The organism is Nocardioides sp. dk884, assembly GCF_009557055.1.
Classification (GTDB): Bacteria; Actinomycetota; Actinomycetes; order Propionibacteriales; family Nocardioidaceae; genus Nocardioides.
On sequence record NZ_CP045649.1, the window covers coordinates 2,564,822 to 2,582,719 of the forward strand.

Sequence of the window (17,898 nt, forward strand, 5' to 3'; positions counted from 1 at the left end):
GCTAGGAGGCAACCTCGAAACGAGTGTGCTCGGGAGAGAGGTAAAGGTAGAAGACTGCGCTTGAGACATCGTTGCCACCTGCCTCCCCAACACTGGTGCTGACCTGCACCTCCGCACGCAGTTCGCCCCGCTGGCCGGTGAAGTCCCAGTCCTCGATCGTTACCCCGCTCACCTCGGCAGCACTTGAAAGCAGCCCTTCAACCTGGGCTCTCACCCCGTGGGGGTTGGTCCCGGCATCGAGCCGAACGAGGTCCTGCTGCACATCTGCCTGGAACGTCTCGAGCGCCTGCTTCTCTGCGTCCGAACCTTCGCCCGTGCACGCGGCAAGCCCGACAACGAGAAGCGTCGCCGAGAGCACAGCCTGCTTCACGCGCCGACCAGTTGAGCAAAGTGCTGTCATGTCACGTAATTCTGCCCTATGGTCTCAGCACTCAGCAGACTCATCTCGGGGGAACAATGAGACGGAGCAGAAGATTTGGTCGCGCATTGGCGGCCGTAGTCATGTCAGGGGTCACGGTCGGGACTGTGGCCGCGCCAGCGGAAGCGGCCGGCGCCTCCTACAACGCGGCGGTAGTGGAACGCCCCCGCGCACAACTGACCGACAGACTTGATCAGTCGCAGGCGTGGCGGACCTACGCCACCTGGGCTGGAGGTAAGGGCATGTCCGACGCAGCCATCGCTGCGACCCGACTCACGGGTGCTTGGAAGGCCGCCCCAGTCGCGACGCGCGCATTGTCGACGCCCCGAGGAATGCCGCCGCGGCGACTAAGTGCCGCTCTGGCCGACCGTACTTACTGCCTCTCTCGAGCAGAGGCCCAGCGCTCGTACGTAGCAATCAACGCGTTCGGCAATGAGGTATTTCGGGTCACTGGCTCCCTTCCGTTCTGCGTGGATCCGCTTCGGATGCGGATTTCTAGTTATGAGAATTACTCTGGCAAGGTCGTCGTTAAGAACTGGGCCGAGAGCTTCGTGTTGACCCAGGAGCGAACGAAGATCGTTCCTGCGCACTATGTCAAGTGGAACGGGGATGCCAAAGGGTCGGTCGCGGGACGTTCCGAGCACCTTGTTGCCTTCGTGGCTCCATTTGTCAACATTGTCGGACTGAATTGTCCCAAGATTAAAATCCGCGCACTTGGGGACGTCTCGATCAAGTCGCCCGGAAATGCAACAGGAGGCTGCTGACGTGAGCGTCAGAAACGCCCTGCCAGCTCCCATTGCCATCGCAGTACTCCTTGCAATGTGCGTCGGATTTGGCCCTTCGGCTGCCGCAGCGGATCCCTTCGACGAGTGCTCCAAGGTCATTTTCAGTTCCCCCCATTGGTCAAAAGAAGGGGGTGGAGTGGTTGCGAAGGGGAGGGCGTATTGCCCGAAGAAGTACACAATCCACACAAGCTTGAAGCTATTTCGGTGCGCGGAAGACCCGAAGTTGAATCGAGCGTGGCTCGAGAGTAACTGTACGAGCAAAGAGCCAGCCTGGAACAATTGGTGCGAACGGCCCGGGTCTGACAAGGAACACGATAAGCCGTGCTATGTGCCCGACGAATCCTACGATCCTCCATCGGCCAAGGGTTTCTACTGGGCGGTGCACATTGTCATCGCGCTCGAGAATCAGTCGAAGGTCTACAGCAAGTCGAAGATTCGTAAATCGAACGGCAAACTCAATCCACGATGACGCAGTCATGGATAGGCGAGTTGATCCTGCTCTGGGACACCCCACCCGCGCCGAACTGGCTGCCGGACGGAGTATCCGATCTAGCAACGGAAGCACCTGCTGGGGTCTGGACCCTTACTTGGGACGGCTCTGACGTGCCTCAGATGATCGCGCGCGCAGCGGCCGCCTGCCAAGCGGCATCCCAACAGAAGGCGAAGTTCGCGGTAGTCACCTTCGATGTGGAGGGTCAGGACCAGGAAACCGCTTGGGAGATGCCAGTATCGGAACTGTCTACGGTGCCTTTGAGGGACGTTTCCTCTCCCGGCGCCTCGGTGGCGAGGCGTTGGCTCCTGAACGTTCGGCTGCGGGTGTCCCGTCGGGGAGCTGAGCCTCTGGCGCCCGCTTCGAGCGGTGGGCTCGAGGTGCAAGCTGATTCAGGATGGGTGGTTGCGGCTGAGGAGACGGAGGATGCTGCGGTCTGGGCCCAACTACTCGTGCTCCTTGGCAGGGTCGTGGCGGCCACATCCCCCGTGTCAGGCGGCACCTTCGTCGATGTCTCGTTGCGGATCGAGGACACGGACCTCGACGAGCGGAAGGTGTTCGACGGGGCGAACCTGTCGCCGTTCGGCAGTTGATGGCGCGTCTGATCAAGGATGGAGTTATGTCGCCAGGACCCCAACGGGGACCCATCCAAGGGCAGGCTTGTGCCCGCCCTACGGGCGCCCCGACGACCAACTGACGCACCAACCCGCCGGAGGAAGCGGCCCGTCGTAGCCCACGCGGGTGCGGGTGAGCCACCTGGTAAGGCAAAGCCCCCGTGGGCTGCTCGTCTTCGTCGCTTCCGCGATCTTAGGATCAGTCCCTGTCGCCATAGACCGTCCGAGCTCCAACAGCGCGACGCGCGATGCCCGCCTGATCGAGTGCACGGCGCACGGCAGATTGCGACCGGTCGGTGAGCTCGCCGAGCTCACGTAAAGACAGTCCGGCTAGGTATCCCGCGGCCACAAACGCCAGTAGCTCTCGGCACGTTGCTGCGGGGTGGGCCGAACGCACGCCGACCCCACGAACTGGGGCAGCGGATCCCTACGGGGCCGCGACGGGTACGGCACGACACGTGGATACCCCACTGCGGCGAAACGCCCCGGATCGGGCGCACGGACCTGCGACACCTTCGATGAGCGGCCCCTGTTCGTCATCAACCCGCTTGTGACGTCCCGATCGGTACGGGCCAGCTAGCTCCGTGCTTCGACGCGTCGCCACCCTTCTACGACCGGAGCAGGGAGCCCGTTCATCCACAACAGATGTCAGCGACCGGTGTGGCCCCAAGTCGAAGGCGCGTTGGCGTTTGACCCCTTGTTGTTCTGAGAATCTCAGACCAACAAGGGGTCAAACGTGAACCGCCCCAGGTTCTCTGCCGCTGCTATGCGGGTTGTGACTCTCGGTTGAGAGCCTCGTAGTAGGCGGTCTCGTGCTCGACCGGCGTGATCATCCCGAGCGTGCCGTGGAGCCTGCGGTTGTTGTACCAGTCGACCCAGCCGGCTGTCGCGTACTCGACGTCGGCGAGGGTCTTGAACGCGCCGGGGTGGAAGACCGTAGTGCGGATGCACTCGGCCTTGTAGAGCCCGTTGATGGTCTCCATGAGTGCGTTGTCGTAGGCGTCGCCGACCGATCCGATCGAGGGCTGTATGCCCTCGATCTCGAGGTGCTCGGTGAACCGGATGCTCGTGTATTGGGCGAGTTCAACCGGTGGTTGCAACACCGGGTTGTCGCGTGCCGGGTTCAGTGGAGGCTCTGAACTGACGCGCTGAGGGTAGTCGGCGCCGGGTTGTGCCGGTAGTGCTCGTCCTCGAACTCAACGGGTGGAACGAGTCCGATCTCGCCGTGCAGGCGTCGGTGGTTGAACCAGTCGATGTACTCAGCGACCGCGATCTCGAGGTCGTCGATGTTCTTCCAGGGGCCCTTGTTGCGGACCAGCTCGGCCTTGAACAGCGAGTTGAACGCCTCGGCCAGGGCGTTGTCATAGCTGTCGCCCGTCGATCCGACGGACGCGACGGCGCCGGCCTCGGCGAGTCGCTGGGTGTAGCGCACCGCGAGGTACTGAACGCCCTTGTCGCTATGTGCGATGACGCCCGTGGTCTCCTGGCCGGCGTGCTCGCGGGTCCACAACCCCATCTCGAGGGCGTCCAGCGCGAGGTCGGTGCGCAGGCTCTTCGACAGCTGCCAGCCCACGACGCGGCGGGAGTAGACGTCGATGACGAACGCCGCGTAGACCCAGCCGGCGAAGGTGCGGCAGTAGGTGATGTCCGCGACCCAGACCCGGTTCGGGGCTGGCGCCTTGAAGTTGCGGTCCAGCAGGTCCGGGCGACTGTCGGGACCGCTCCCCGGGACGGTCGTGCGCGGACCCTTCGCACGGCTGATCCCACGTAGCCCGTCGGTGCGCATCAGGCGGTGCACCGTGCACCGGGCGATCCGGTGACCGCGCCGGTTGAGTTCGGCGTGCATCTTGCGTACCCCATAGACGCCGTAGTTGGCGGCATGGACCTTGCGGATGACCTCCAGCCGCTGCTCATCGGCGACCGCCCGTGCGGACGGTGGCCGGGACTTGGCGGCGTAGTAGGTGCTCGGGGCGATCTGCATCCCGGCCCTGCACAGGACCCGGCAGATCGGCTCGACCCCGAACCGATCGCGGTGCTGGTCGATGTAGTCGACCAGCACCGCGGTGCTTACTTCAGCTTGCGGTCGAGCTCCGCCGCGGCGAAAAACGCCGACGCCGTCCGCAAGATCTCGTTGGCCCGACGCAGCTCCTTGACCTCGCGCTCCAGCTCGGCGATGCGCTGCGCCTCGGCGGTGGTGACGCCGGGCCGGTGGCCCTCGTCGATCTCGGCCTGGTTGACCCAGTTGCGCAGCGTCTCGGGGTTGATCCCGAGCTGCTCACCAACGCGCTTCAGCGCACCCGACCGGGTCGCTGGGTCACGCCGCAGATCGACCGCCATCCGGATCGCTCGCTCCCGAAGCTCGTCCGGGTACTTCCTCGGTGCTGCCATGGCTCTCATCCTTCCGTGGAATGAGAGCCTCCATCAGACCCGGCACGCGACAGGTTGTTGAAGGCAGCGTAGTTGCTCCTCGAAGACCTCGGCGGGGGTCTTCCAACCAAGGGTCTTGCGGGGCCTGTTGTTGAGCGCGTGAGCGACGGCCTCGAGGTCCTCGGCGGACCAGCGGGACAGGTCGGTGCCCTTGGGGAAATACTGCCGCAGGAGGCCGTTGGTGTTCTCGTTGCTCGGCCGCTGCCACGGCGAGTGCGGGTCGGCAAAGAACACCTTCGTGCCGGTCTCCAAAGCGAAGAGCGCGTGCCCGGAAAGCTCCTTGCCGCGATCCCACGTCAGCGTCTTGCGCAGCTGCTCGGGCAGCTTGGTCATCGACGCGGTCAGCGCGGCGTTCATCGCGACGGCCCCGTAGCCGCCGAGGGATGGCCCGTTCTTCACGTACGGCTTCTCGCCCCAGCCCTCCAGTCGCGGCAGGTGGACCAGGAGCGTCGAGCGACTTCTGCGCTCGACGAGGGTGCCGATCGCGGACCGACCCGTGCCGATGATCAGATCGCCCTCCCAGTGGCCCGGGACGGCCCGGTCGTCGGCCTCAGCGGGGCGCTCGGACAAGACGACATCGGCACTCACGTGCCCCTGCGCCTTGTTCTGTGATCGCGCCCGCGGTTCCCGCAGCGCACGGCCCGTGCGCAGACACGTGACCAGCTCGCGCTTGAGCGCGCCACGGCCCTCGATGAACAGCGACTGGTAGATCGCCTCGTGGCTGATGCGCATGGACTCATCATCGGGGAACTCGACCTTCAGCCGCTGCGCGATCTGCTCCGGGCTCCAGGCCGTCGCCCACCGTCGGTCCTGGCGGTGCGGCTTGTTCAGCCCCTTCCACGGTGGTGGTGTCGGACCCGGCACGGCCGTGCCGTCGGGCCGGCGCACGTTTCCCGCGAGCCGGTCTTGGACGTACTCACGCAACCGCTCGTTGGTCACGAGCTTCGCGGTCTTCGGTCGCTTTGCCGCCTGCTGTGCCTTCCACTGCGCCACGCCAGCGCGGTACTCCTGCTTGCCGCTACGAGTCGCGGCATTGCGGCGCAGTTCGCGTGAAACGGTCCCAGGATCACGCCCGATCGCGCGGGCGATCTCGCGCACGCCCTTGGTCTTGGCGCGCAGGATCGCGATCTCCTCGCGTTCCTCGAGCTCAAGTAGCGGCCGGTAGGCTCGGTCAATGAGATCGGCGGCATGCCGCCAGCGTGGCGAAACCAGCGGGTCCCGACCGGCACAGACACGCCCACCTTCAGCGCCGCCTCGGCTGAGGTGATGCCCGTGGCGATCTGTCGCCAGAACCCCCGCTGCACCACCCGCGAGGGATCCGGTCGACCGGGCGAGCGCATCGCCGGCCTCAGCGCCCGATCAGCACGCCACTGCCGACGAAGCCCCTCCGGCGCATCGCTGGTCTTCTTGCTCCAGTCGCTCGTCGCCATCCGCGAACACCTCCGAAGTCAAGGTGTTGCGACGACCGGTTGAATCCGCCTTGGCTGCCGGCGTCGGAGTGGTGAATCAGCTCGGACGCCTCGACGGGGCGGCCCTCGTGGTCGCGCTGCCAGATCGCCATCCGCAACGGCGTCATGACCAGGTCGGTGACCTTCGAGGTCGAGGCGTGCCAGGCCACGATCCGTTGGGCATAGACGTCGAGGATGAACGCGACGTACACGAACCCGGCCCAGGTGCGGACGTAGGCGAAGTCGGTGACCCACACGCGGTTCGGGGCGGGCGCGGTGAAGTTGCGGTCGAGCAAGTCACCGGCCCGCCGACCGTCCTCGCGGGGATCGTCGTGCGGACCGTCTTCGCCCGCCGCACACCTTCCAGCCCCAGCGTCCGCATCGCCCGATCGATCGCTCCAGCTGAGGCTCCAGGCACCGACGTGCGGCGCACGTAGGCGGTCATCTTGCGGCGCCCGTAGAGACCTTCGGGGGCTAGGACCCGCTCGTCGTGGACGTTGCGGGTCCACGCGACCTCACGCACCGCGTCGACGACGATGGCGTCGGTGACGGTGCGCGCCGCGACAAGCCGGTTGGCCTGCTTCCAGGCACGGTAGGAGCGTGCGGCGACCGCCACGCCCTGCTCACGCAGGACCCGGCAGATCGACTCGACCGCACGACCCAGTGCGCGTTGGTCGTCGATGAACGCGACGATCAACGGTTGCGGGGGTCGAGCTCCCCGGCGAAGAAAATCGAGGCCGCCTTCAAGATCTCGTTGTCCTCACGCAGCCGCCGGTTCTCGGCCTTGAGCCGTTTGATCTCGGCCGAATCCTCGCTCGTGACACCCGGACGCCCGCCGGCGTCAACATCGGCCTGGTTCACCCAGCGCCGCAAGCTCTCCTTGCCCACGCCGACCTGCTTGGCCACCGCGTGCACCGCGGCCGTCGTCGTGGGGTACTCCGCGCGGTGCTCCAGCACCAGCCGCACGGCCCGCTCCTTCAGAGCAGGATCAATCATCTTCGGCATGCTGTTCATCCTTCCGGACTCAAACAGCAGCGGCATCAAACCTGGGGCGGTTCACGCTGAACACGGTCCGCGTCGTGGCTGACATCGCAACCGTCCCGCCACGACAAGAGGAAGGCCCCGAAAGGCAAGTGCGGGCACGCACTACTCGAGGGTCGTCTATCACACCTCAATCGCAGAGGCGGCGCCGGCCGCGTGCGGGCCGTCCCGCGGGAAGCGTCAACCGCCGATGTCGACACCCGTCGCTTCGAGCTGTTCGGCCGTGGTGGCAGCCAACGGGCCCGCGCCCTGCTCAGCTCGGGCTGCGGCGATCACCTTCGCTGCTTCCTCGACGGTCTTCCCGTCGAGCTGCACGGCCAATGGGGAGTCCTGGTATGGGGCCGCGGAGACCACGCCGTCGACGACTTCCAGGTAGTTGCCGCCGAACCCCCATGCGTAGATGCGGATGATGGGGGCCAGGTAGGTCTTTCCGACCTCGAGCCGCACATCGTCCTCGGCCCTCATCGGGATCATCTGGTCATCGTCGCCGTAGACCCAGCCATCGGCCTGGGCCTCGAACGATGCGGGGGGCTGCTCGGCCCCTGCGCGCTTCCACACCACGTCATCTACCCGTACCGTCACACGACGCCCGGCCAGCACCTTCTCCTCCCCCGAGGGGGCAGGAAGGGCACGTTCAGACTCCACGGTGAAGACGGCCAAGGTGTCCGACCAGGTCACCGCCGCTGACGCTGAGTCGATGTCGATGAGGTTAGACGCCTCGTACACGTACACCTCCGACGTCGGATCATCCGACGTCGCACACCCACTCACGACCGCGGCAGCGGACAGCAGTGGGAGAACGATGATCCCTGACCTCATAGCCGAACTGCCTCTCAGTAGATGTACGCGATCCACTTCTTGTTGTGGCCGCCCCAGAACGGGTAACCCGCCGCCTCCGACTGGGGATCCTGCATGCAGGCCAGGAGATCCTCGCCGTTACTGATGGTGTCGTAGGAGTCTTCCCCATGCGTCAGACCCACCCCGTGCCCGGATTCGTGGCAGATGAGCGGACGGGACGGGTCGGCGTCCCGAAAGTACAGGTACGTCTGGTCGCACCGCACTGTGTTCTCGATGGGGTCGTCACAAAGGGCCAACCCGACCGTGCTCTCCTTGGGCATCCTCGCTGCGTCCCTTTTGAAGATGAAGTCCGTCTCGCTGGACCCCGTAGTGACAGCCGGCGATTCCATTCTCACGGAAAAGATGGTGTCAGAGTGGACCTTGTTCATCATGTTGTCCACTCTCGTTCGTGCCGCGCTGCTGAGCGAAGTGCCACGGAAGTACGTGAGGGTCGTGTTGTCCGTCCTGCACAACGTCTTCTCTTTCTTGCAGAAACTTGAGGTGTTCGGATTGGGGTAGATGGTTTTCGGCTCCCCCGGGGAATCCGCCGCTAGCGAGCTGGAGACACCCATCCCGGCCAGTGCCACAACCGGGAGCAGGAAACGGGTGACAATTCGACGTCTCGTCATGCGCTGGTTCTACGTCCTCCGCACCCGCGTGAAAAGGCATCGCTCCTCGCCGTCTAGCCCGCGAACTAAAATTGGTGATGTGGAGCGCTGATCTGCCGAAGTTGTCTCCGAAAACTGGGAAGGAGGGACCCAAAGCCAGTACTCGGCACAGCCCGCCGTCAACGCACAAGGCGGTGAGGGCGGGGCGCGGTGGCGGTGGGTCATGCACCTTCGACGCGAGGACGCTACCGGGGGTTCCGCTCCCAAGGCAACCAAAGTGACCTGCCGCAGCTGGCGTGCGCTGCGGCCTTCCGGACCTGCCGTGATTCGCGCGGATGGGGCACGCCAGCCAAACCGGAGGGTGCGCCCCCTCTGCGATTGGGGTGTGATAGGTGACCCTCGAGTAGTGGGCGTCCGCACTTGCCTTTCGGGTCCTCCCTCTCGTCGTCGTGGCGGAACGTTGCGAGGTCAGTCACGTCGCGCACCGTGTTCAGCGCTCACTCGTCGGCATCTCGCGAAAGGCTCCGGGCGTGAACATCCTCCTGCTCGCACCGCTACTGGTCATCGCGTTCCTGGGGCTGCTCCTAGTCGGCCGGGCTCAGGTAGCGAAGGGAGCGAACACAGCGACGGCCAACGGCGCGACACTGCTCGCCCTGGCCGTGGTGGTTGGAGTTCTTGACCTCGCCTTGGTGGTGTCGCTCGACGTCTGGTGAGCGACCGCTCGCACCGCGATGGGTGCGCTTTGCCGTCTCACGCGGGCAGGTCGCGAGCCGGCCCGCCGGGCAAACGAGGCATCGGTGACTCCTCACGCAGGGGACATTCCCTACGGTGGCTCCGGGCGGCTTTCTGTCACACCTCAATCGCAGAGGGGGGCCCAGGGTCACTCTTGCTTATGTCGTGCCTGCATTCACCGAACTTGGTCGGGTGTGATTTGGAGTCGGGTGGCGACCGGAGACTATTCGTGCTCACGGAGTATCGCCAGGGTCCGGGGAAGAAGGTACGACAGCCCCGCGTCCTGGCTGATCCCTACCGAGCGCGGATCGGCCGACTCACTCTCCAAGATCGAAAGCGCTCGTGCTCGTTGCTCAGAGTCCAATGCGGGTGCAATTTCTTGTACCGCTCGGAGCGCGTGGAACATCTCAAACGCGGTCGAGGATTCAGTGACGAGGCGGAGGACATCATCCGCCGCCTCCCTGTCGCCGGTCTCTTGCGTCAATGCGAGGCCAACGATCCGATCGCCTTCCGCAGGTGAACGTAGGAGTCGCAACGCTTTGGGCCGCGCGTCCGTAACCGCTGTCGAAGCCCGGAAGCTTGCCTCGTTGACGATTCGGGTCATCGCCGATGTTCGGGCCGCTCCAGACGGCATTTCTCGGCGCAAGTGCTCATAACTGCGAGCCAGTTGGGAAAGGACTGAATCAGGCAGTGCCTCACCGGACGAGAGAACCGGCAGAGTCAATCTGGCGATCGAGTCTTCCAACTCCACGGCTGCAGCCGCTCGATCGGCCTCGTCCCTGGCACCCGTCACTTGACGGGTCCTCACGCCCAACTCGATTGCGTCTGCCTCACTCAGGACGCCCGGGACGATCGCTTCTACGCCGGCAGCCTTGAATGAACCCCCGACGAGGGCGAAGACCTTGAGCAACATGGGAAGCCAGATGAGTCCCAGTGCGATGAGCGTTGGACTTCCCACGCCGAACGATGCAGTGACGTCTCCGTTGGGGGCGCGTTCGACATGAACTGCAGTCAGCACGGCCGTCATAAGCAGGGCGACCACCCATGGGAGAGGTACGTGAGCAACCTTCCTGATCAGATCTTGGATTTCATCGGGTGTCATACCTCTCCGGAGGGAGGCAGACTGATCCGCGCTCGCGGGCAGTGCTTCCGTGGCCACGGGGACATCTTCGCGCTTGCCAGCCCAAACGTCCTGCCTATGGCAAAGTGCATCGCTGGCCGATTTGGGCTTGGTGCCGACGGACCAGTTGAGCTTGGGACTCTCCCGTTGCGACTAGGCAGCGGAGAACTCTCGGTTGCCTGATGCACCTACGTCAATCTGGGCTACTAGAGGATTCCCGTAGGACCGGCGTCCGGCCAGACTCGGTCCAGGTGCCCGGAGGGCTTGCTCTCTTTTGGGCTGCCCACCCCGTCCGCGGGTGTGGCTCGATTCCGGTTTGCGGCCCGCCGGGCACCGCTGACGAGGCGTGGCTCAAGAGGGGACTGCCCAGCTCGTAGTAGCAATGCCCACCTCGCCGTCCATATCGGTACGAGCACAGGCGGGAGCAACGCATGGACCATGTCGTTATCGGGGTCGATCCCCACAAGCTGTCCGCGACGATCGAGGTCGTCGACCAGCACGAGCATCTCCTCGGATCCGGTCGCTTCAGCACCGACCAGGCTGGCTACGCCGCCATGTGTGCCTACGCCAAGACGTGGCCGAAGCGCCTGTGGGCGGTCGAAGGTGCCAACGGCGCGGGTCGTACGCTTGCCCAGCGTCTCCTCGAAGCCGGCGAGCATGTCGTCGACGTGCCCGCGAAGCTTGCTGCCCGTGTCCGGCTCTTCGACACCGGCCACAACCGCAAGACCGACGCCCACGACGCACACGCGGTCGCGGTCGTGGCCGTGCGCCCGACGAACCTGCGGGTGCTCAAGGTCGACGGCGAGCTCGAGGCGATGCGGATGCTGGCCGATCGCCGCGAAGCCCTTACCCGGCGTCGTGTTCAGACCGTGTGCCGACTGCAGGCGCTGCTCGCAGAACTCCTGCCTGGCCAGGCCAAACGCGACATCACCACTGGTCAGGCCAAGGCGATGCTGGCCACCGTTCGCCCGCGCGACATCGCCGGGAAGACCCGTCGACGCATCGCTGCCGAAGAGCTGGCCGAGTTGATCGCGGTGGAGGCGAAGATCAAGAAGGCCACTGCCGAGTTGAAGGCGATGGTCCTGGCGCGGGAGTCACGGCTGATGGACATCCACGGTGTCGGTGCTGTGGTCGCGGCCAGGATCCTCGCCGATGTCGGCGACGTCGCCAGGTTCGCCGACCGCAATCGGTTCGCGTCCTGGACCGGTACCGCGCCGCTGGACGCCTCGTCTGGTGAGCAGAACCGGCACCGTCTCTCCCGCGCCGGGAATCGTCGGGTCAACCACATGATTCACATCGCCGCGGTCACCCAACTCCGGCTCGACACCGAAGGACGCGCCTACTACCGGCGCAAACGCGCCGACGGCAAGAAGCCTCAGGAAGCACTCCGCTGCCTCAAGCGACGCATCTCAGATGCCATCTACCGGCAACTCGTCACCGACGCTGTTCGAGCCGAAGGTGCGGACCCGGGAGGGCACTGCGGGGCGTCTCAAGAATCCAGCGCGGTCGACCTACCCCCGCACATCGACACTTCGGATCAGCCACTCCCGGACCCGCAGACCCGACGCTACGCCGCACTACCCGGCACGCGGAAGAGCCAACCGGTCGGAACCCTCGCCAGCACCGGTTGACAACAGAGGGGAGCCGGAATGGCCGTGGGCGTCGATCGCCACAGTCGACCACAGGCTTCTCAGCACGCCTGAGGGAACGGCCGAAGCATGTCGCGTGCCGCCCGCCCAGGCAACGCCGTCGACAGTCTGTCTTCAGTGGATGGTCTTGCCTCGCCGCCCGGTGGATCGGCGCGCTCCCAGGAGGCGGCACCTGCTGCGCCGACTCGACTGCCGATTGGTCCCACCGCCCATTAGAACGCGTCGCCGCGTCCGGGGCTGTTCGAACTGACCGAAGCAACCCACTCGTGTGAGTAGGTAACTCTCCGGCGCTCCTTTCATCTCGCGCCGCGGGAGCGATGCAGGGAGGGAGCCTCGGGACGTCGACTCTGCGATTCCGCTGATCGCGGAGCGCATGAGCGTCAGCGCTGCGAAGGTCTAGCTCGCCCGTGAGGGGGTGTGCGCGTTGTGTCGATGCCACGCAGTGAGCGACGCGGGCAAGCACGGCCGGAACTCAAAGCCCGACCTGCAGTTGAGGCATACTGTCCACGGGCCGGCGACAGAGCGCTGAATCACAGGGATGTTGTCCCGAGGTTAATCCCGACTGTAGTTCCGACCCCCCTTCACGAAGCCCTCGCGTCCCACTCCGGCGACCTGCCCCCACTTGTCGGACCCATCACCGATATCTCCACGGCACTGACCGTCTCCTCAGACCCGACGCTTCATCGCGCGGCAGCGGAACTAATCCCGCTGGCCCTGACGTGGCCACGCCGCCCTCTGCACGGAGACGCCCACATCAAAGACGTGCTCATGACCGCTACCGGACCGCTCTGGACCGACTTCGAGGACGTGTCCGTTGGACCAGTCGAATGGGACCTCGCCTCACTGACCCTCACCGACGACGCCCTCAACACGTACTCGGGACCCGTCGACTCCGCCCGACTTGCGGACTGTCGCGACCTAAGGCGTCTGCAGGTACTTGCCAGCCTTGTGGTTGGCGATTACGACGAGCCTGCGCTCTACAAAACGCTGGTCACGCATCTCAGCCACCGCCATCCTGTCTGACAGGCACGGAGCGCGGGAAACCGGCCACGCAGTGCGGGGAAAGCGGAAACGGAGACCCCTCGCGTCGGAGGCGAACATCACCAATGCAATTTCGGCTGTAGCCCGATCATCGACAACCACCGAGCGCCCGCCGCGGGACCCGTTAGGCGTTATCCACAGCAGGCTAGTCGCGGCCTGGCAGATGCCAGCAGGATCTACGACGCTGTCAGAACAGCAGCAGTCCCCGACAGAGAGGGCGACCTGGTGGACGACAACGATCAGCTTGACGCAAGCGGGCACGCGGCCGCAGCCCGCAAGCACGTCGATGGCTTCAACCGCACCGCAAGGGGGCAGCCGGAACAGACCCCCGCCGAGACCTCCAGCCAGCTCGCGGAGTTCGCCGTTCTCACGGCCGCGCTCCCCCAGGCGGTCTCCCAACTGTCCAGCACACTTGAGCAGGCCCTAGCCAGCCAGGCGCTAATCATGGACTCGATGACCGACGAATCTGATCCGGCCATAACTATCGGGGTGGCCCGTCTCCACCTTGAGGAGGCCCGCGGACTCGCAGTCGACCTCCACAAGCACCTGAACGCCGCTCACGACGCCACCGCACACGTCGTCAGCCCTGGCGTCGATAATGGGCATGAGTCGATGCCCTGGCTCCACCCCTGACCTAGCCGCCGCGCCCAGGCCCTCCGCAAGCTGCGCGACATTTCTCTCAGGCGGCTCAGGTGCTCCCGGCCACGCCGAGGTTGAGTCACCGCGGCCGCTGAGGCGGGCCCGGTCCACGGAGCCGATCGTGGTCTGCAGCTCGTCGACGACCCGGCGGGCACGCCTCACGGCTTGCTCAGTCCACGAAGGCAGCGTCTGCCTGCCGCCGAACGCACCCCCGCCAGAGAACAGCCTCGACCGTGCACCAGATGAAGCCGGGGCCGCAGCGGCTGCTCGACGGCCGCCTCCAGGCGGTGTATCCGCTCGAGCGTCATCGGGTGCCCGTAGCGACCCAGTAGCCGCGCCAGCACCGGGCCGAGGCCGCGCGAGCGCACGAACTGGTCGGCCTCGGCCTCCACGCGGAGCTCGATCCGCTGCCCAGCCGCCGGCACCAGGTAGGTCAACGCGATGACCGCACCCCCCAGCACGCCGACCCAGGCCCGATCCTCGACGACCGACTGCACCACACAGACGAACCCTACGACGCCGCGCACCCTCCAGGCCAGCCGCATGAACGGAAGCCAGACGAAGGCCCGTCCGACGCCCCGGAACGACGCCATCATCAGCCGCCACGGTGTCGTCGCGGCGAACACGGCAAGCTCCAGCCGCGGCCCGAGCGCCTCGCGACGGCCGACCGCATGCGCCAGCGCAGCTGCCGCCTCCGCGCCGGTCACACCGCCGCGGTACGTCGCCGCGACCAGCCCAGGGCTGAGCACCACCGTGTGACGTCCGATCGCCACGGCCACCGGGGTGCTTGGCCGCTGCACACGCCGTACGAACAGCGCGGCGACGTCGACGCCGCGGCCGCCCAGCTCGGCCAGCACCGGCGCCATCACCCGGAACTCGTCCTCCGTCGCCAGCCGCGACCCGGTCAGTACCGCAATCGCCGGCGCCTGCAGCCACCCCAGCGCGAGCACGACCGGGAGGCCGCCGGCAGCCATGAACACCACCAGGCCCAACGCCGGCGGGAGCAGGGCACACCCCACCACGATCAGGACGAAGCTCACCAGCAACGTCGGCGTCAGCGTGACCACCCTCAGCACGGTCGTCGGGACCCTCATCTCGACCCTCCTCCGTCGTTTCAGCACTCGCCGGATCGTCGACTTTGCTCGCGCTGATCGTCCGACGACCGCCGCACGACATAGGCGAACGGGACCAGTGTGTGCCCCGGCGCCGACAGCGCCCCGAGTTACCCACAGCCCGCCGAATCGGTGCAGCCGCCCAGTCGCCAGACGTGGGTTCATGGGCCGGACTGACCTCCGAATGAAAGGAGCACCCATGGACAACCGCAACGCTGACGCGACCTGGGACCGCCTCGGTTCGATCACCCAGCTGTTGCACCAGGCCGCTGTTCAGGTATGGAGCGACGCCGACGACGCCGCGCCCATCTCCCCCCTCCACGACCTCGGGCTGGGTGTCTATCTCGCGCACTCCCAGGCCAGCGCCCTCCTGCCCGACGGCTACAAGCTGCCCGACGTCGAGCCGCTCCCCGACCCCGAGGAGCGCACGCCGCTGCAGCTGCTCGTCGCGGCCGAGGACCTGACCCGCCCGCTACCGCTGCACCAACTCGACCTGGTCCGCAGCTCGCAGCTGGTCGTCGACCTGTGCGACCTCATCAGGGAAGCCCGCTGCCTTGGCTACTGACCGGCGCCCGGCCTACGCCGACCTCGACGAGGAGCTCTTCGAGGTCGACCAGATCCCCATGACCTCACGCGACGTACGCAGCGTCGGCGAGATGCTGTTCGACATCGACTATCTGGCCCGTCAGCTGCTCATGGACGTCGACGGTGACGATGCGGGCACGCTGCTGCGCAGCTGGCCCACGATGGTCGAAGCCGCGGAGGATCTGTGGGCCTCACTGCCCGGGCGTCGACCGGGCGGCGACGAGCGCGATCGCCCCATCACCAGCCTCGCCGCGCAGACCGCCACCATCGAGGCCAGCCTCTCCGGGCGCACCGCCTGGCCAGGTCAGGGCCCCACCAGCCCCCGCATCGACCAGATGACCCAGACCCTGCTCAACGCCGCGGCTCTGGTCCGCCGCTACGGCGCCGAGATCGCCCACGAGCAGACCGATGCCCACCGCGACCTCGAGGCAGCACGCACCCGAATCATGCACGGGCTCTACCTCACCGCCCACGCCGTCAACGTCGCACTCCACGAGCACGGACGCGACCGCGTCAACGACGCACGCCGGTCAGGCCACCGCGTCCAACTGGCCCAGCACCACTCCCCCTATGCAGTCGCCCCCACCGGCGTCTGGATCGACCGGATGTCCGCCTGCGAGAACACCGCCCGCAGTTACCTGAGCGACCGCTTCGCCCAAATCCTCGCCGGCGAGGCAGCCCGGCCCTTCGACGACCCCGGCCGACTGGCCCAAGCGCTGGCCACCTGGGACATCCAGACCCACCGCGCGCTGGCTCACGACCTCGAACCGTCCAACGTCGTGTTGATCACCCGCACCCAGGGACTCATCGCCGGGGCCACCCTGGTCCTTGTCGACGCGGCCGCCACCGCGGGCATCCTCGACCCCTCGGACCGCCTGATCCCCGCCATCGCCGAAGCCGGCCGCTCATGGGGCAACCTGGCCAGCCGCTGGGGCGACCTCGCTCCCCCGGGCGCCCGGCTCGAGGAGCCCTTGGCGCGCGCGGCGGCCGAGGTTCGCGCGGCGTATCGCCAACTCATCCACGACACCACCACCCTCGCTGCCCCTGACGTGATCGGCACGCGACCAGGACTCCCCGAGGGCATCACGGCCAGCCTTCGCGCCATCGAGTCCAGCTCCGAGGTCGCGCACGTCGTCGCTGAGAAGGCAGCCGCGCCAAACCTCGTCGGCCCAGCCCGCGCTCTCTCGATCCGCGCCCACAACGACGTCGAAAACGGCCTCGTCGCAACGCCAACAGACGACGACGTCGTCTGGGTCAGCCCGGCCGCCATCTACGCCCGCCGCTACGTCCCGCTACCGCCGCCCGTGCAAGAGTCCCTCCGCAGAGTTGGCGCCGCCACCGAATCCAGCTGCGGCACGGCAGCAGCCACCGCTGGCCTCGCCATCGGCAACGCCGTCGGCGGGCCGACCCCGGGCACGGCAGGATCCACGACCGACGAGCCAACGTCCAGGCGCGGAGCGTCGCTCGTTGACCCGGCCGCTCCGGCCTACAACGCTTCGACGGCGGGCCGTCGCGACACACAACACCCATCGCCCCGGGTTTCGTAGAGGCTCTGGTGTGTCCCGGGACCATAGCGATCAGTGATGTGAGCCTTACGTCGAACGAAGAACGTCCCGGCAGTTGATGGCAGTTACCGGGCCGACGATAGGGCCTGCCTCAGGAGCTCGGGGTCGTCGACACCGCCCACACGACGCACCAGGACGGCGTCGCACGACAGGACACCGCAGAGCCACTCTGCGCCGCGGCCGGCCAGCACTGGCGTCAGCCCTGATGGTGTCGAACGCTCCGCCTAGGAGCTACGAGGACGACGTATCCTGTTACAAATCCGGTACAAATAGCCGGCGATCCTCGACGTTTGCGCAGGTCAGCATGGGTCAGTCAGTCAGTACTACGACATCTGATCGGGCCTCCGGCTGTGGTCGCTCAGCAACGCTGAGCGACCACGAGAAACAGCCGCTGACCTGCACAAACGCCGCCGAGCGACCCTGTGGTCGCTCGGCGGCGTTTGCCGTTGCTAGCCGCTCGTCTGTTACAAATCCGGTACGAATCTGGGTGGCGCCATACCCGTCAACCATGTGGACTCCGCGTGGAGCTGCTGCACGCCTTGCCTACTCGGTGGGCCATCGATTCGTCGGGGTCGTGGGCTGGGACCGGTTCTGCCGCCTCGTCCGGGCGGTCCGTTCCGTCACCCACTCCCGGAAACCGGTCGATCTCGATCTGATACGCAAGGCTCGGGTAGTCGCTCCACTGCGGGTTGCCGGGCCACAGCAGCTCGACCTGCACGTCGTTGTCGCGAACCGTGATCGAGTAGAGCTCCCGAGTGTCGCGCCGAGAGCCGACGACCATGCCTGT

At 66.3% G+C, this 17,898-nt stretch carries 14 protein-coding genes, 3 pseudogenes and 1 other annotated feature; of the genes and pseudogenes, 8 read left to right on the plus strand and 9 right to left on the minus strand.

The window, feature by feature from the left end:
* Position 1: 1 nt before the first annotated feature.
* Positions 2–370 carry a hypothetical protein gene (locus GFH29_RS12365; RefSeq protein ID WP_153324053.1) on the minus strand — a complete coding sequence of 123 codons (369 nt, stop codon included), beginning with the start codon at positions 368–370 and terminating at the stop codon, positions 2–4.
* A gap of 290 nt (positions 371–660) precedes the next feature.
* Between GFH29_RS12365 and GFH29_RS12370 the strand changes: the two genes are divergently transcribed.
* Both GFH29_RS12370 and GFH29_RS12375 read left to right on the plus strand, forming a co-directional pair.
* Positions 661–1,182: a hypothetical protein gene (locus tag GFH29_RS12370; protein WP_153324055.1), complete on the plus strand. Its 522-nt coding sequence runs from the start codon at positions 661–663 to the stop codon at positions 1,180–1,182.
* A gap of 624 nt (positions 1,183–1,806) precedes the next feature.
* On the plus strand, positions 1,807–2,286 hold the full coding sequence (locus tag GFH29_RS12375; RefSeq protein ID WP_153324057.1) for a hypothetical protein: 480 nt from the start codon (positions 1,807–1,809) through the stop codon (positions 2,284–2,286).
* 785 nt (positions 2,287–3,071) lie between these two features.
* On the opposite strand, the pseudogene GFH29_RS12380 reads toward GFH29_RS12375, so the two are convergent.
* From GFH29_RS12380 to GFH29_RS12410, 6 genes and pseudogenes are all read right to left on the minus strand, one after another.
* A pseudogene (locus tag GFH29_RS12380) lies at positions 3,072–3,386 on the minus strand (integrase core domain-containing protein); the annotation flags it as partial.
* A gap of 44 nt (positions 3,387–3,430) precedes the next feature.
* Positions 3,431–4,695 (minus strand): IS3 family transposase gene (locus tag GFH29_RS12385; RefSeq protein ID WP_153323738.1). Its coding sequence is split into 2 segments (ribosomal slippage): positions 3,431–4,404 and positions 4,404–4,695, totalling 1,266 coding nucleotides; the frame shifts between segments, so codons are not numbered across the junction.
* Positions 4,274–4,417: a sequence feature (AL1L pseudoknot), on the minus strand. It overlaps the preceding gene by 144 nt.
* A 33-nt stretch (positions 4,696–4,728) precedes the next feature.
* A pseudogene (locus GFH29_RS12390) lies at positions 4,729–6,164 on the minus strand (IS30 family transposase).
* A gap of 44 nt (positions 6,165–6,208) precedes the next feature.
* Positions 6,209–7,187, minus strand: a pseudogene (locus tag GFH29_RS20680) (IS3 family transposase); the annotation flags it as partial.
* Between the two features lie 216 nt (positions 7,188–7,403).
* Positions 7,404–7,949, minus strand: a complete 546-nt coding sequence (locus GFH29_RS12405; RefSeq protein WP_153324063.1) for a hypothetical protein — start codon at positions 7,947–7,949, stop codon at positions 7,404–7,406.
* A 107-nt stretch (positions 7,950–8,056) separates the two neighbouring features.
* Positions 8,057–8,689 (minus strand): hypothetical protein, encoded by a 633-nt coding sequence (locus tag GFH29_RS12410; protein ID WP_153324064.1) that lies wholly within the window; start codon positions 8,687–8,689, stop codon positions 8,057–8,059.
* 509 nt (positions 8,690–9,198) lie between these two features.
* Here GFH29_RS12410 and GFH29_RS12415 point away from each other — a divergent pair.
* Complete coding sequence (locus GFH29_RS12415; RefSeq protein ID WP_153324066.1) at positions 9,199–9,381, plus strand: hypothetical protein; 183 nt, start codon at positions 9,199–9,201, stop codon at positions 9,379–9,381.
* Between the two features lie 242 nt (positions 9,382–9,623).
* Here the strand turns inward: GFH29_RS12415 and GFH29_RS12420 are convergent, their stop codons facing one another.
* Positions 9,624–10,502, minus strand: coding sequence for a hypothetical protein (locus tag GFH29_RS12420; RefSeq protein ID WP_153324068.1), 879 nt, complete (start codon positions 10,500–10,502; stop codon positions 9,624–9,626).
* A 449-nt stretch (positions 10,503–10,951) separates the two neighbouring features.
* Between GFH29_RS12420 and GFH29_RS12425 the strand changes: the two genes are divergently transcribed.
* The 3 genes from GFH29_RS12425 to GFH29_RS12435 all read left to right on the plus strand — a co-directional run bounded on the left by GFH29_RS12425 (position 10,952) and on the right by GFH29_RS12435 (position 13,843).
* Positions 10,952–12,151, plus strand: coding sequence for an IS110 family transposase (locus GFH29_RS12425; RefSeq protein WP_228387463.1), 1,200 nt, complete (start codon positions 10,952–10,954; stop codon positions 12,149–12,151).
* A 450-nt stretch (positions 12,152–12,601) separates the two neighbouring features.
* On the plus strand, positions 12,602–13,192 hold the full coding sequence (locus tag GFH29_RS20920) for a phosphotransferase (RefSeq protein WP_153324070.1): 591 nt from the start codon (positions 12,602–12,604) through the stop codon (positions 13,190–13,192).
* A 243-nt stretch (positions 13,193–13,435) separates the two neighbouring features.
* A complete protein-coding gene (locus tag GFH29_RS12435) occupies positions 13,436–13,843 on the plus strand; it encodes a hypothetical protein (protein WP_153324072.1) in 408 nt (135 codons plus the stop codon).
* Between the two features lie 164 nt (positions 13,844–14,007).
* On the opposite strand, the gene GFH29_RS12440 is transcribed toward GFH29_RS12435, so the two are convergent.
* The gene (locus tag GFH29_RS12440; protein WP_153324074.1) at positions 14,008–14,943 is read right to left on the minus strand and encodes a hypothetical protein; all 936 of its coding nucleotides are present in this window, start codon (positions 14,941–14,943) and stop codon (positions 14,008–14,010) included.
* Between the two features lie 217 nt (positions 14,944–15,160).
* Here GFH29_RS12440 and GFH29_RS12445 point away from each other — a divergent pair, with 217 nt between their 5' ends.
* Together GFH29_RS12445 and GFH29_RS12450 are read left to right on the plus strand one after the other, a co-directional pair.
* Complete coding sequence (locus tag GFH29_RS12445; RefSeq protein ID WP_153324076.1) at positions 15,161–15,526, plus strand: hypothetical protein; 366 nt, start codon at positions 15,161–15,163, stop codon at positions 15,524–15,526.
* Positions 15,516–17,093: a hypothetical protein gene (locus GFH29_RS12450; protein WP_153324078.1), complete on the plus strand. Its 1,578-nt coding sequence runs from the start codon at positions 15,516–15,518 to the stop codon at positions 17,091–17,093. Before GFH29_RS12445 ends, GFH29_RS12450 begins: the two co-directional genes overlap by 11 nt.
* The last annotated feature ends 805 nt before the right edge of the window (positions 17,094–17,898 follow it).

Excerpts from the sequence above, each read along its gene's own strand:
- GFH29_RS12370 (WP_153324055.1), top strand. The coding sequence starts at position 661 with ATGTCCGACGCAGCCATCGCTGCGACCCGACTCACGGGTGCTTGGAAG.
- GFH29_RS12410 (WP_153324064.1), bottom strand. The coding sequence starts at position 8,689 with ATGACGAGACGTCGAATTGTCACCCGTTTCCTGCTCCCGGTTGTGGCA.
- GFH29_RS12420 (WP_153324068.1), bottom strand. The coding sequence starts at position 10,502 with ATGACACCCGATGAAATCCAAGATCTGATCAGGAAGGTTGCTCACGTA.
- GFH29_RS12425 (WP_228387463.1), top strand. The coding sequence starts at position 10,952 with ATGGACCATGTCGTTATCGGGGTCGATCCCCACAAGCTGTCCGCGACG.
- GFH29_RS20920 (WP_153324070.1), top strand. The coding sequence starts at position 12,602 with ATGCCACGCAGTGAGCGACGCGGGCAAGCACGGCCGGAACTCAAAGCC.
- GFH29_RS12440 (WP_153324074.1), bottom strand. The coding sequence starts at position 14,943 with ATGAGGGTCCCGACGACCGTGCTGAGGGTGGTCACGCTGACGCCGACG.
- GFH29_RS12445 (WP_153324076.1), top strand. The coding sequence starts at position 15,161 with ATGGACAACCGCAACGCTGACGCGACCTGGGACCGCCTCGGTTCGATC.